The sequence below is a fragment of the Blautia sp. DFI.6.71 genome (assembly GCF_020593585.1).
Lineage (GTDB): Bacteria > Bacillota > Clostridia > Lachnospirales > Lachnospiraceae > Blautia_A > Blautia_A wexlerae.
On sequence record NZ_JAJDMJ010000005.1, the window covers coordinates 70,253 to 84,822 of the forward strand.

The 14,570-nt window shown below is 39.6% G+C and carries 13 protein-coding genes; 3 read left to right on the forward strand and 10 right to left on the reverse strand.

Annotation, left to right across the window (positions count from 1 at the left end; genetic code table 11):
- Positions 1 to 48: 48 nt before the first annotated feature.
- The 4 genes from efp to LJE12_RS04350 all read right to left on the reverse strand — a co-directional run bounded on the left by efp (position 49) and on the right by LJE12_RS04350 (position 3,230).
- Positions 49 to 606 carry an elongation factor P gene (efp, locus tag LJE12_RS04335; protein WP_008703519.1) on the reverse strand — a complete coding sequence of 186 codons (558 nt, stop codon included), beginning with the start codon at positions 604 to 606 and terminating at the stop codon, positions 49 to 51.
- Positions 607 to 749: 143 nt separating this feature from the next.
- On the reverse strand, positions 750 to 1,274 hold the full coding sequence (locus tag LJE12_RS04340) for a shikimate kinase (RefSeq protein WP_025577089.1): 525 nt from the start codon (positions 1,272 to 1,274) through the stop codon (positions 750 to 752).
- Positions 1,271 to 1,774 carry a YqeG family HAD IIIA-type phosphatase gene (locus LJE12_RS04345; RefSeq protein ID WP_008703523.1) on the reverse strand — a complete coding sequence of 168 codons (504 nt, stop codon included), beginning with the start codon at positions 1,772 to 1,774 and terminating at the stop codon, positions 1,271 to 1,273. The genes LJE12_RS04340 and LJE12_RS04345 overlap by 4 nt, the downstream gene beginning before the upstream one ends.
- A 94-nt stretch (positions 1,775 to 1,868) precedes the next feature.
- Positions 1,869 to 3,230 (reverse strand): citrate/2-methylcitrate synthase, encoded by a 1,362-nt coding sequence (locus tag LJE12_RS04350; RefSeq protein WP_227226794.1) that lies wholly within the window; start codon positions 3,228 to 3,230, stop codon positions 1,869 to 1,871.
- A gap of 594 nt (positions 3,231 to 3,824) precedes the next feature.
- Between LJE12_RS04350 and gdhA the strand changes: the two genes are divergently transcribed.
- The gene (gdhA, locus tag LJE12_RS04355; protein ID WP_008703526.1) at positions 3,825 to 5,159 is read left to right on the forward strand and encodes an NADP-specific glutamate dehydrogenase; all 1,335 of its coding nucleotides are present in this window, start codon (positions 3,825 to 3,827) and stop codon (positions 5,157 to 5,159) included.
- A gap of 136 nt (positions 5,160 to 5,295) precedes the next feature.
- Here the strand turns inward: gdhA and nrdR are convergent, their stop codons facing one another.
- Positions 5,296 to 5,745, reverse strand: coding sequence for a transcriptional regulator NrdR (nrdR, locus tag LJE12_RS04360; RefSeq protein ID WP_008703527.1), 450 nt, complete (start codon positions 5,743 to 5,745; stop codon positions 5,296 to 5,298).
- Positions 5,746 to 6,025: 280 nt separating this feature from the next.
- On the opposite strand from nrdR, the gene LJE12_RS04365 reads away from it, so the two are divergent.
- Both LJE12_RS04365 and sigG read left to right on the forward strand, forming a co-directional pair.
- Positions 6,026 to 6,280, forward strand: a complete 255-nt coding sequence (locus LJE12_RS04365; RefSeq protein ID WP_008703528.1) for a YlmC/YmxH family sporulation protein — start codon at positions 6,026 to 6,028, stop codon at positions 6,278 to 6,280.
- A 219-nt stretch (positions 6,281 to 6,499) separates the two neighbouring features.
- Positions 6,500 to 7,279 carry an RNA polymerase sporulation sigma factor SigG gene (gene sigG / locus LJE12_RS04370; protein WP_022381304.1) on the forward strand — a complete coding sequence of 260 codons (780 nt, stop codon included), beginning with the start codon at positions 6,500 to 6,502 and terminating at the stop codon, positions 7,277 to 7,279.
- Positions 7,280 to 7,418: 139 nt separating this feature from the next.
- On the opposite strand, the gene LJE12_RS04375 is transcribed toward sigG, so the two are convergent.
- The 5 genes from LJE12_RS04375 to LJE12_RS04395 form a co-directional block, all read right to left on the reverse strand.
- Positions 7,419 to 10,307 (reverse strand): CDP-glycerol glycerophosphotransferase family protein, encoded by a 2,889-nt coding sequence (locus LJE12_RS04375; protein ID WP_227226793.1) that lies wholly within the window; start codon positions 10,305 to 10,307, stop codon positions 7,419 to 7,421.
- Positions 10,308 to 10,514: 207 nt separating this feature from the next.
- Complete coding sequence (locus LJE12_RS04380; protein ID WP_055053627.1) at positions 10,515 to 11,804, reverse strand: CDP-glycerol glycerophosphotransferase family protein; 1,290 nt, start codon at positions 11,802 to 11,804, stop codon at positions 10,515 to 10,517.
- 10 nt (positions 11,805 to 11,814) lie between these two features.
- The gene (locus LJE12_RS04385; RefSeq protein ID WP_008703533.1) at positions 11,815 to 12,231 is read right to left on the reverse strand and encodes an adenylyltransferase/cytidyltransferase family protein; all 417 of its coding nucleotides are present in this window, start codon (positions 12,229 to 12,231) and stop codon (positions 11,815 to 11,817) included.
- Between the two features lie 60 nt (positions 12,232 to 12,291).
- The gene (locus LJE12_RS04390; protein ID WP_118331134.1) at positions 12,292 to 13,551 is read right to left on the reverse strand and encodes a CDP-glycerol glycerophosphotransferase family protein; all 1,260 of its coding nucleotides are present in this window, start codon (positions 13,549 to 13,551) and stop codon (positions 12,292 to 12,294) included.
- A complete protein-coding gene (locus tag LJE12_RS04395) occupies positions 13,532 to 14,566 on the reverse strand; it encodes a Stealth CR1 domain-containing protein (protein ID WP_025577094.1) in 1,035 nt (344 codons plus the stop codon). Before LJE12_RS04395 ends, LJE12_RS04390 begins: the two co-directional genes overlap by 20 nt.
- Between the last annotated feature and the right edge of the window lie 4 nt (positions 14,567 to 14,570).

Sequence of the window (14,570 nt, forward strand, 5' to 3'; positions counted from 1 at the left end):
TATCTCTTTACAACTGTTAATCAGAAAAAACAACTGGTTTCATCCTGATTATACTCGAGAAAGATATTCTCCTGTTCTTGTATCGATTTTCAGTTTGTCGCCCTGGTTAACAAACAGCGGAACCTGAACCTGTGCACCTGTCTCTACAGTAGCCGGTTTTGTAGCACCCTGTGCTGTATTTCCGGCGAATCCCGGCTCTGTCTCAGTAACTTCAAGTTCTACGAACAGAGGAGGCTCAATAGCAAATACATTTCCGTTGTGGGAACAGATCTTAACCATCTCGTTCTCTTTAACGAATTTAAGAGAATCTCCAACCTGATCTTTTGTAAGACCAACCTGATCGTATGTCTCTACGTTCATAAAGTAGTACAGATCACCATCATCATACAGATACTGCATATCTACACGCTCAATACGTGCAGCCGGGAATTTCTCTGTTGGACGGAAAGACTTCTCAAGAACTGCTCCTGTAATAATGTTTTTGTATTTTGTTCTTACGAAAGCAGCACCCTTTCCTGGTTTTACGTGCTGGAATTCAACGATCTGACATACGTTTCCGTCAATTTCAAGTGTGATACCGTTTTTGAAATCACCTGCTGAAATCATAGTTATATTTCCTCCTTAATAGTACAGTTCAGCAATGCTGTGTCTTTTGACAACAACAGCCGTTCAAAGTGTGTGTCCCTCTCATGCTTTTCTCAGTTTTGTGACACACTCTTATTTAATTTTATAATATTCTGCTGTTTTTTTCAACTATTTTTTACACATGTTTTTAATTTTTCTTCAAGCTGAGCAATCAGATCCTCAAACGGCTTATCTCCTGTGATCATCTCAACATCTGCAAACTTCGCATAAACCGGATCACGCTGTTTAAGAAGTTTCCTGATCTTATCTTCTCTGTCTTCTCCCTCGATCAGAGGATTGCTGCTGGAATTTTCCAGTCTCTTCTTCAATGTTGCATAAGATCCCTTCAAATATACTACAGTTCCCAGTTTTTTAATATATTTTTCATTCTGTTCCTGCATCGGAAGACCGGAACCAAGAGAAATGATCTTCTGCTCCGGATCATCGATCAGTGCCTTGATCACAGTTGTCTCAAGAGCTCTGTAAAATGGTTCTCCGAATCTGTCAAAGATTTCTTTCATTGTAAGGTTCATCTTCTTTGATACTACGCGGTCAACGTCTACAAAAGGAAGATTGAAATCTTTTGCCAGCCGTTTTCCTACTCTTGTCTTACCTGAACCCATAAATCCTATGATAACAATATGGTTCATGAATTCCCCTCCTCTTTGCGGTAAAAATATAGTACAATTCTTTCAAGATATCGTTTCAGTACGATCTGAATCTCTTCTTTCGGATTGAGTGGTTTCACCAGAATATTCCGGATTCCTGTGCGTTTCGCACCATATATATCAGTAAAGAGCTGATCTCCTATAAAAACTGTATTACTTCTGTCTGTCCCAAGAAGTTCCATTGCCCTGATATAATTTTTTGTTGAAGGCTTGTGTGCATTCTCGATAAACTGCGCTCCTATCGCATCATTAAAAGAAGAAACTCTCTCGTACTGGTTGTTTGACAGAAAACAGCATTTAAATCCAAGTTCCTTCAGATGTGCAAACAACGCACATGCTCTCTCATCTGCCGGTGCACCATGAGGTACCAGAGTATTATCTATATCAAACAGAAGTCCTCTGTATCCCTGCGCATACAGATCATCGAAGTTTATCACATAGGTAGAATCCAGATATTCATCCGGAAAAAAGCAATTAAACATCCATAGTCATTTCCTTTATTTATATTTTTCTGAAAACAAGATCAGCGATAAGTGTCTAACAGTACGCTGTCCCCGAAATACTGAATCATTATGATCAGCGTTCATTAAGAGGAACATATACTGCCGGTTCCAGAACATTCTTATATGCCGGACGGATGATCTTATCTGCATTAATGAGCTCTTCCATACGGTGCGCACTCCATCCTACGATACGTGCAACTGCAAACATCGGTGTATATAATTCCAGTGGCAAATCCAGCATACTGTACACAAAACCGCTGTAAAAGTCTACATTGGCGCTTACACCTTTATAAATACGACGCTCTTCTGCAATTACTTCAGGTGCCAGACGTTCCACCATAGAATACAGGGCATAATCTTTCATTCTGCCTTTTTCCCTTGCCAGAGTTTCCACATATGCCTTGAAAACTTCAGCTCGCGGATCAGACACTGAATAAATCGCATGTCCCATTCCATAGATCAGTCCCTTCCGGTCAAATGCCTCTTTATGAAGAAGTCTCTTCAGATATGTCCGGACCTCGTCTTCATCCTTCCAGTCCTTAACTTCCTTCTTCATATCATCAAACATCCTGACAACTTTAATGTTGGCACCGCCATGCTTTGGTCCCTTTAATGAGCCAAGTGCTGCGGCAATCGCAGAATATGTATCAGTTCCTGATGAGGAAACCACATGAGTTGTGAATGTAGAGTTATTACCTCCGCCATGTTCCATATGAAGGATAAGCGCAATATCCAGGATCTTTGCCTCCAGATGTGAATACTTCTTATCCGGGCGAAGCATTCTCAGAATGTTCTCTGCTGTGGTAAGTTCTTTCTTCGGATTATGGATATAGAGACTCTTATCTTTAATATAATGGTTATAAGCCTGATATCCATAAACAGATAAAAGCGGAAATACACTGATCAGATTCAGACACTGTCTGAGCACATTCGGCAATGATGTATCGTCAGGGTTGGTATCATAAGAATATAAAGTAAGCACACTTCTGGAAAGCCCGTTCATGATATCCTTGCTCGGAGCCTTCATTATAACATCACGCACAAAATTTGTAGGAAGTGACCGCTGATTTGCCAGAAGCTGTGTAAAATCTGCAAGCTGTTTCTTATCCGGAAGACTGCCAAATAATAAAAGATAGGTAACTTCTTCAAATCCATATCTGTCATCTTCGATAAATCCCCTGGTAAGATCTTTGATATCATATCCTCTGTAGGAAAGACTTCCAGCACATGGAACTTCTTTGCCATCAATAATCTTTGTGGCTTTCACATTAGAAACCTGAGTCAGGCCTGCAAGAACCCCTTTTCCATTAATATCACGAAGACCTCTCTTCACATCATATTTTGCATACAGAGAAAGATCCAGACTTGTATGTTCCTTGCAAACCTCCGTCAGATTTTCAATTTCAGGTGTTACTTTGGTTTTAAATCCCGCCATGTAATAAATCTCCTTTCTTCACAATTCTCTCGATAATGATTCCCTCCTCGTTTCTGTCATCGCAACAATTTGCAGATGCACATCTCTGTAAATATTATAGCATTTTTTTCTCTTTCGGTCTACATCTTATATATTCTGTTTCTGAACATAAAAAAACAGATTACCGCTTACTGTTCACTCCGTTCACAGTAACGTAGCCAAAATTCATTCCAGATTGCCTGCGGCAATGGAATTTTGGCTTGTATGTCCTGCGAAGCAGTTATTCGGTTATGAGCAAGTAGCGAAGCGGATTGCGAATATCCGCTTGACTTTCCATTTGCAGTTTCTTACGGATACATGACAATATAAGAACCGAAACGCACAGTGCGAATTTACGCAGCTTTTATAAATATACTGTATTTTTTAGAAATTGCTATAAATTGTATGGATGATTTTTAACATTTTCTCATACTTGGCGGCATTTCGCAAGTACAAATTTTGTTCAAAAAATTTTCATAAAAAAATTTTCATTTGGCTCTTTCCATTTGTAACACTTTAGTGTATAATAACGTCGATTTAAAAAATAATTATACGATGGACGAGGAGGAAATCATAATGTCTTATACTGAAGAAGTATACGAAAGAGTCGTAGCACAGAATCCAAATGAGCCTGAATTCCATCAGGCAGTAAAGGAAGTTTTAGACTCCCTTAAAGTCGTAATCGACAAAAATGAAGAGAAATACCGCAAGCTTTCCATTCTGGAACGTCTTGTTGAGCCTGAAAGAATCATCTCTTTCCGAGTTCCGTGGGTAGACGATAAAGGTGTTGTACAGGTAAACAAAGGTTATCGTGTACAGTTCAACAGTGCGATCGGACCATACAAAGGTGGTTTAAGATTCCATCCGTCAGTAAACCAGGGAATCCTTAAATTTTTAGGTTTCGAACAGATTTTCAAGAACTCCCTTACAGGTCTTCCGATCGGTGGCGGTAAAGGTGGTTCAAACTTTGATCCTAAAGGAAAATCTGACAGAGAAGTTATGGCATTCTGCCAGAGCTTTATGACAGAACTTTCCAAATATATCGGTGCTGACATGGACGTTCCTGCAGGTGATATCGGTGTAGGCGGACGTGAGATTGGTTATCTGTACGGACAGTACAAGAGAAACCGCGGATTATACGAGGGTGTTCTCACAGGTAAAGGTCTTTCCTACGGTGGATCTTTGATCCGTACACAGGCTACAGGATATGGTCTTGTATATATGCTGAACGAAATGGTTAAAGCTAAAAATGACACAATCTCCGGTAAAACTCTCATCGTAACAGGTTCCGGTAATGTTGCCATCTACGCAGTAGAGAAAGCAGCCGAACTTGGCGGTAAAGTTGTTGCTATGTGCGACTCCAATGGATATATCTATGATCCGGAAGGAATCAAACTTGACATCGTTAAAGATATCAAAGAAGTAAAACGTGGACGTATCAAAGAATACGCAGATCGCGTAGAAGGCGCTACTTATACAGAAGGAAAAGGTATCTGGAACATCAAATGTGATATCTATCTTCCATGCGCAACTCAGAATGAACTTGACCTTGATGCTGTTAAGATCCTTATTGCAAACGGATGCAAATATGTTGCAGAAGGTGCAAATATGCCTACTACCCGCGAGGCAACTGATTACCTTATGGCAAACGGTGTAACATTTATGCCTGGTAAAGCAGCTAATGCCGGTGGTGTTGCTACTTCCGCACTTGAAATGTGCCAGAACTCTGCAAGACTTTCCTGGACAGCAGAAGAAGTTGATACAAAACTTCATCAGATCATGGTTGATATCTTCCATAAAGTTGATGATGCTTCCAAGCGTTATGATATGGAAGGCAACTATGTTGCAGGCGCTAATATCGCAGGCTTCGAAAAAGTTGTAGATGCTATGATCGCTCAGGGTATTGTTTAATTTATTTTAGTTAATTACCCCCATAAAAATACACATAAAGAGCCGGCGGGATATTATTCTCGTCGGCTCTTTATATTTGCCCGTAAATCCTTTCACACAGAGCATTCATACATTACTGTTCACACAGAACTCTTATCTAATTCATAAACTTCTTCAGCTCGTCCATAAAAGTACTGACATCTTTAAATTCTCTGTATACAGACGCAAAACGTACATAAGCAACTGCATCCAGATCTTTCAAATGTTCCATAACTATCTCACCAATTCTGGTGCTGGAAATCTCTTTCTCTTCGGTATTAAAGATTTCTCCCTCTATGGCATCCATCATCTCTTCAATCTTATCTATGGATATTGGTCTTTTATAGCAGGCTCTCAGAATTCCCGACTGAATTTTACTGCGATTATACTGTTCTCTGTTCTGATCTTTTTTAATCACAGTAAGCGGAATACTTTCCACCTTTTCATATGTGGTAAATCTCCTTCCGCAGGCATCACACAAACGACGGCGACGGATAGAATTGGTATCTTCTACCGGTCTGGAATCAACTACTCTCGTATTATCCTGATTACAAAATGGACACTTCATACGACGTCCCCCTTTAATTCGTATTACTGTTTTCTGCTTATGTACTATATACTTGATTCGGTTAAACGGCTACAAATACGTTACTGTTCACTCCATTCTCAGTAACACAAATACAAACAGTTATATATAGTTTTATTATACTGTATTTCTATTTAAGGTGTCAATAAAAGGACTTGCATAAATTTTTGCAAAAATACATAAATTGTTATCAAACGCATATCAGATTCTGAAAGCATTGGCACGACAGTCTGATTTTAACCGGAAGGACTGTATCTGATTTATGAAAATCTGTGAATTAAAGCAAAAAGAAGTAATTAATATCTGTACCTGCCGCAGTCTCGGATGTCCCATTGATGCGGAATTTGACTGCAAAAGCAGTCAACTCACCGCTCTTATACTTCCAGGCCCCGGAAGATTCTGCTGCCTGTTCGGACGTGATAATGAATATATCATTCCCTGGGAATGTATCAGCCAGATCGGGGACGATATCATCCTTGTGAAAATAGACGAAGAAAAATGTTTCCATAAAGGCTGATATTTCACCGCAGAGAATTGTCAAGGACCTATATTTTTTATATTTTCCCGGTCAAAGTATAAATCCACTGCTATATGAGAATCATTCTTACTGAAGTATATGGCAACTATTCGGCAGCCACTGTCCTTTTTTTATTTCCTGAAATGATTTCGGAGGATCCTGGCTCATATCTGCGAATAGTCGGTTTACATCCAGAGATAATAAGGAGGATTCAATAAGATGGCACTGAACAAAGTTGAAATCTGCGGAGTCAATACGTCGAAACTTCCTGTTCTTACAGCAGAAGAAAAAGCGGAACTGTTCAGACGGATCAAAAGCGGCGATGAACAGGCACGTGAATTGTACATTAAAGGAAATCTACGTCTTGTTCTCAGCGTAATACGACGATTTCAGAACAGCAGCGAAAATGCCGATGACCTTTTTCAGATCGGATGTATTGGTCTGATCAAGGCCATTGACAACTTTGATACCACTTTACAGGTAAAATTTTCCACTTATGCAGTTCCAATGATCATAGGCGAAATCAGGCGATATCTCAGGGATAACAACAGTATCCGCGTCAGCCGTTCTCTTCGTGATATTGCATACAAAGCAATCTATACCCGCGAAAATTATATGAAGCAGCACCTGAAAGAACCTACAGTTACCGAAATTGCACAGGAAATTGGTATCGAAAAAGAAATGATCGTATATGCCCTTGATGCTATCCAAAATCCTGTGAGTCTCTTTGAACCGGTCTATACAGAAGGCGGTGATACTCTTTATGTCATGGATCAGATCAGTGACAAAAAAAACAAAGAAGAACGCTGGATTGAAAATCTTGCTCTCCGCGAAGCTATGCAGAGGCTGAACAGCCGCGAAAAGCATATCATAGAACTGCGCTTCTACGAAGGAAAGACGCAGATGGAAGTAGCTCAGGAAATCGGCATCTCCCAGGCACAGGTCAGCCGTCTCGAAAAAAATGCACTGAAATCCATGCGTAATTATCTGCGTCCATAAAATGATAATTCAAGATCCGCATTCAGAAAAGCAGCCTGGCCCAATACCTGCCAGACTGCCTTACATATCTTTTAAAGTATACCGTTTTCCGCCTCTTTCCAATGAGGTTCTGATCTGTCTGTGAAGCTTTAATGAAGCTTTAACACTTCAACAAATTCTGCCAGTTTTCTATATTAAATATCTGCTTCACATCCAGAGCCCCTGACATTGCAGGAAAGAACTTCTTCATATCAGTAAATACCAGAGCATAGTCGAACTTTGACATTCCGATCATCCTGCGAAGCTCACGCCTGTAAAAATCCAGAAGCATCTCCGGCACTTCTGTTTTCTTAGATTTCATAAACTTTTTATGACATACATATTCTTCGTCCGTAGCCGGGTAGGAACGCTTCCAGTATAAAACCCTGATTTCTTTTGGCAGACTATTCAATTTCTCAGAAGACTCCTCTTCTTTTGCACCATTCCCGATCAACGTCACATCAAAATGCTCATAATCCACTTTGTTCAGAAATTCATAGAATGCCTCTGTCTCCTGTGTATCACTGAAATCTCCGGCATATACCAGAAGTTTTACTTTATCTGTCTGATTCAGATATACCGGATTTACCGGTTCTTTTCCATCAAGCAGGACTTCTGCTATACGTTTGCATGCTTTTCCATCATCTCTCGGACATATCTGTTCTCTTGCTTTTTCATACTTCTCTTTACAGGAAACAGCCACTCCCGGAAGATCCTTCAGAAGTTCACCAAGCTTCTCAGGGGTAGACACTGCCGGTCCCGGAAGTTTGTCAAATTCGAAGTACAGACCTCTGTAATCTTCAAAATTCTCCGCATCCGGCACATAAAACAGAATCGGTTTTCCTGTCAGCATGAAATCATAAAAAATACTGGAATAATCAGAAATCAGTACATCTGTCACTGACAAAATCTCATTTGTATCCATTGTTGCAGGAATAAATTTTGTCTGCGCATCACCAGGTTCCATGGCATTCTCTTTCATATAGTGATATACGATCTGATGAAGCTTGACAAAAATCTGATATTCATTTGTATCTATACTGTTCTCCATTACATTGATCAGCTTATAGACATCCTGCAAATCTGTATCCGGACGGCTGTATTGTTCGCCTCTCCATGTCGGTGCATAAAGAATAATCTTTTTATCTTCCTTTACGTCCACTCCGCAATCCTTAAGTTCCTGTATCACTTCTGCTCTGTCACTGTCAAAAAGCTTATCATTACGCGGGAAGCCCTCTTCCAACACTGTGCCTTCATACAGATTCTGCATTTTATACGAATCTTTGTATGCTGTCTTTGTCATATAAGGTCCGGAGGAAACTATATAATCTGCACTGAGCAGATTTCTTGCTGTATTTCCCTGAGAAATATTTGCTCCCGGAATATCAAATCCCATATTCTTCAGAGGAGTTCCATGCCAGGTATCGATCAGTACCTGACCTTCTCTTTTAAGGAAATAGCTTGGAAAGCTTACATTATTTACCAGATATTTCACTGTCGCAAGTTCTTTACAGTATTCCTTTGATTTATATTTTACAAATCGCACGTTCGGATATTTTTCGTATTTTTCAATTTGTTTTCTGTTATCCTCGAAGTCCTCAAGCACCCAGATATGGGTATAATCCTGATACTCTTCTTTTTCAAGAAGATACAAAAACAGAGCATAAGGATTACAGATCATACCACGTCCGCCAAAAGCTTCATAAAGAATTGTATTATCTCTTATCTGGTATTCCTTTACAAACTCGGCATAGCTGGTTCTAAGCGGATATTTCTCCCTGCACTCCAGAATCTGTTCCTCATTTTTCATATAAAAGGTCTTGATTCCCATTACACGATTAAAAAGACGATTCCACTCTTTAACTGCCTTCTCAATGGCAAAGTCCTCAGATTTCCAGATTGCATTTCTGGACATCTCTCTGCGGAGTTCTTCATCATGTGCCAGCTTCAGCATCGCATCTGTAAATTTCTTTGTATCAAAAGCTTCCGGCAGGTATCCTGTTTTTCCATCATCGATGATCAGATCCATCGCTCCTGTATGGAATGCGATGACAGGAAGACCAAATTCAAAGGCTTCCATGATAACCATCGGCCATCCTTCCCACCTGGACGGAAGAAGGAAAACAGAAGAATTCAGATAATACTTCTCCGGCTCATTTGTATAACCGACAAAATTAACTCTGTCCTCAATACCACGTCTCTTTGCATCCGCCACAATCTGATTCCAGAGATCACCGGCTCCGATAATATCCAGCTGCCATTCATCATCCTGCTTACAGAACTCTTCAAAAGATTCCATCATCAGATCAAGACCCTTGGCATATACAAATCGTGTAGCCATAAGGAAACGCTTGGATTTTGGGTCGCATTTTCTCTCACTCACGAAGCTTCGGGGATTAATTTTAACTTCTGTATCAATATCCAGAAATTTTTTGTAATCGCGCTTATCATAGTCACTGAGAACAATGTATCTGTCCAGCTTCGGCAGATATTCCTGGAGCAGACATTCCTGTTTCCAGAATACGACATTAGGAACATCAAGATATCCGGCATAACAGTTATGCTGCCATCCGATTGTCTTTGCATTCAGCTCCGGCGCCAGCATACCCAGACGAAGGCTTAAACTTGCAGTTGTGATAATAATATCATAATTCTGCTCATTTAAATATTTTACCCATTTTTCTCTGGTCTTTTTCGGGAAAATCGCATCTGCCAGAATATCATTATATTTTTCTTTATTAAAAATCCCATATTTGGCATTCAGTTTCTGAACAAGATAACGCCAGCAGAAAGCCGGTGTATGATGTCGATTGACAAACTCATTATTATCAATAAAGTCAACCTTGATATCCTCACTCATATGATACATATTCCGGTCTTCTTTAAATCTGTCCTGATATACCATGATCGTCACATCATGCTCTTTTACAAGTTCATTCGCAAGAAGTGTGACAACTCGCTTAGTTCCGCCAAGATCAAATATCTTGGTGCACCAAATACATATTTTCATTTATCTTTTTCTCCTGTTATGACTTTCTGATATCTGTATCCTATAGCAATTCCATAAAATAATGCAATCAAGACAGTTCAGCAGAGTGTGAAGGACAAGGAAGATATCTGCAGGCGTGCTGACGCACGGCAAAGATATCTGACGCAGGACTTCACGCTATGATGGACTGGATTGTTTGCAGTAATTTATGGAATTGCTATAATATCATTACATTGTAATGTTAAAATAATCCAACACACGCTGGCAGTAATTGTCACACACATTATGTGTTTTTGCTCTTACACTGGCACGCTGTTCTTTATAATTATCTTTTCCGTTTTTAATATCCAGGATGAAATTCTCAAAATCCTGCATATTATACATATGTTCGCCAGGCATATATTCCAGCGGATCATCAAACACCCATCCTCTGGATTCCGTATAAGCCTCATAATCATCCAGTGTGAATCCAAGCGGTCTGTCTAACAGCAGATAATCAATCGCAACAGAAGAATAGTCAGAAACCAGCGCATCCGAACAGTTGATAAACTCATAAAGCTGCAGTCCGTTATCCGCAAGATCTCCGTTCTCCAGATAAACAATATTGGTAAGGACATTCTCACCAAAATCATAAGGTACCTGAAGGTAATGCTTCTTGATAACAATAAGAATATGATTCTCCTTACAGAACTTATTCAGTTCCAGAAGCTTATCTGCATCATCAATGATAGGAATATTGAATTCATTATTTAAGGTTTCCTCGTTCAGACGCTCACTGGAAGCATGTCTGTAGGTTGGCATCCACAGGATCAGTTTCTCGCTGTCTGTTTCCTTCAGAAGTTTCTTTTTATATTCATCTGCACGTTCACTGCCCTTAAGCATCATATCATAACGGGGATATCCAAACGAGAGCAGTTTTTTGGAAGTACATCCAAAAAATTCCATTTTGGTCTTAATAAAAATGTCCCCCGGTACCAGGCAATAATCAAAGAAAACCTTACGCCCGTTCTTATTTGCCTTGTAACCACAGCCATGCCAGAGATCGATAAAGAGCTGATTTCTTCTCGACATACCAATCCAGTTAAAAGCCTGGGTGTAAAAAATATATTTTGATGTCAGTGCATATTTATATGCTTCTGCTCTTCGGATCGTGGAACCTTTCTTAAAGTTCTGCACAAATTTCACATTTTCAAACTGATATTCTTTATATTTAGACGGTTCATGGACCAGCCATACAATCTCATATTTTTTGTTGTATCCTTTCTCAATAAGATAGTCAAACAAAGCACGACCATTATCCGTAAAATCATCATTTGTTTCAAAGAGCATTCTATTCTCTACAAGTGCAGGGGGGAATTTCTTAAGGCGTCTGATCTTGCGATTATCATATAATCCATAGGTCACAGTTGCCCATGTCTCCTGCAACATGGCTTTTCTTCCCTTTTGAACTCTGACCTTGTTAATCTTGTTAATGGATTTTTTCAGTTTTTTTATTTTCTTTTTTATTCTTTTTTTCATATCTGGCTCCCTAGAATTCTTTTAATTTCTCACGAAGCATCGTTGAGGATGTATCTTTGGTATATGGCAGAAATACCAGCTTAGCGCCCAGCTCTTCCATTTCTTTTCCGGTCTTTTCCCAACGTGCATTGCCCTTCCAGTCATCTCCGATATAGATTTCATTAAAGTGGACTTTTTCCCATACCTGCTTTTTGTCCAGGGTTGTCGTCACGATCACCTCATCAACATATCTGATGGCCCGTACAATCTCTGCCCTTTCTTCCAGCGGAACGATCGGTCTTTTGTTTTTATATGACTCTACCAGATCATCCGCATTCACACCGACAATCAGATAATCGCAATGTTTTTTTGCATTTCTGATCAGGTTCAGATGTCCTATATGAAACATATCAAAGGTTCCCTGTGTATATCCTATTTTTTTCTCCATTACATTCTCCCTGTTTTATTGCATTAATAGATAACTGTTCTCTTCGCATTCATATAACAGCTACAATTGTAAATAATCTGCAAGCCTTTTGCAATAGTTTTCTGTTTTATTGTGCATCTGTTTCAGATTCTTTGCTCTCTCCTGCCGGTAACTGTCTGTTCCATCAGTCAGATGTTTCATAAATTTTCTGATATCACAGGCATTATAGATTTTCTCACCCGGCATATATTCCAGCGGATCTTTAAATACAAATCCCCTTTTTTCTTTATATATATTGTAATCCGCAAGCACATATCCAAGCGGTCTGTCCAACAGCAGATAATCTACTGCCACTGACGAGTAATCAGAGAGCAGACCGTCGCTGATCCCTATCAGTTCATAAAGTTTTATCTGTTTTTTCTCCAACAGGGCTTCCGCAACATAACGTATATTGGTAAACTCCTGTTCATTCTCATCCCATTCCGTCTGAAGCGGATGCTTCTTTATGATCAGAATAATCTCCTGCTCCCTTAGATAACTGTCCAGTTCTTTCAGCTCGTTCATATTCTGTATTGCCGGAAGCTGACAGGGAAGCTCAATTTCATTTTCCGCACACCCTCCCAGATCACTTTTTCTGAAAGTCGGCATCCACAGAACAGCTTTTTTCCCTTTCCATCCGAACAGACTGTCCAGAATTTCATCCTTACTCATTGACGGATGCAGCATCCAGTCATATCTGGGATATCCCATCATTAACAGCCTGTCCGGTTCGCAGTTCCATAGTCCGGATTTCGTTTTCACAAATACCGGTCCGGGAACAAGTGCATAGTCAAAATCAGGCTTTATATTCTGTTTTTTCTTTCCCTGCTCTGCATCTTTATAACCGCACCCATGCCACAGATTTACAACTGTCTGTCCTTTACACCGATACCTGTTCAGTCCTGCACTGTTATGAGAATAAAAGAAAAATCCGGCTGTAGCACCATAATAATATGCCAGCGGACTACTCCATCCATATTTATTTTCAGCAGTTACAAATTTTACATTTCCGGTATTCTGATTTCTGAATTTTCTTTTTTCAGAGACCAGCCAGATGATCTCATATTTTTTATTATACCCGGAACTTATAAGATATTCATAAAAAGCTTCCGGATTATCTGTGCAGTCCATCATTTCCCGATTTTTAAACACAAGCCGGTTTTTCTTTACTTTTCCAAAACGCACAGTCAGCTTTCCAATGACCTGCTGCTCTGTTTTTGTCATAAAACGACCGATATAGTGCAGGATCATTCCGAAAAAGCCCAGCCTTTCCGTATATTTTTTAATCGCACTTTTTGTCATACATGCCTCCGGAATCTTTGTAAGATAATTCAAATGCAGACTTTTCGGGAAGGATACTCTCAAAAGAATCTTTGATATTTCTTTTCTGTTGTCTGAAATCTCCTATATTTTCCGTATCATTTATACACAATATTTTACACTTCTGATTTCTGAGTACATCATGTATCTGCCGGTCGTGAAGACCTATGGTAAAAAATTTCCCGATTTTCGGTGATTGAGGTTCATATTTTCCCTCCATATACTGCCAGTATTTCATCACATACTGATTTACATCCCCCGGAGAACGGAATCGTGTCCTGCATACTCTGTCCAGCACTTCACCTTCTTCCCTCCACACTTCTTCAAAGGTACTCTTCAAAAAAGAGCTTGAGATATGAGAATATTTAAAACTGGAAAACTCCCTGTACGGAAGCATCAGCATATTTCTGAATACCATTTTTCCATATGCAGGATGAAACCATTTTTTCCAGTTTCTGCCAATCACTTCTCTCTTTGAATAATGCATATTTACAAGTGCCGCATTGTTCATAAGAATGCAGGCAAACGGATTATTGATATCATCCTGTACCAACGCTGTTTCTATACAATAGTCTCTTGGAAGACCATTTCTGAAAAAGTCTTCCGGTTCCATTTTATTTATGATGAAGGTATCATCATTAAAATATACAAACTGTTCGGATAAACCTCGGATCCGATGCATATTCAGTTCAATGGGATGACTGCTGAATGTGGGCAGATACTGCTTCGGAATATAATCCTCGTGTTTTACAACTGTCAGCTTCGGATGATCTGTATTCAGCCATGAAGGGATATGCCCCCATGTCACAAAATATATATGATTCACCCATGGAGCAAATTTTTCAACACCTCTGAACCAGTACTGCAGATTTTCCCAGTCCCGAAATCTGCTGTCCTGTGTCTGGTCATTTTTAATTCCCAGATACTCATTTCTCTGCTTTATCCAGGCTGAGTCTGATCCATCCACCCATGGCAATACAAAATCAATCTTGTCCATCTGT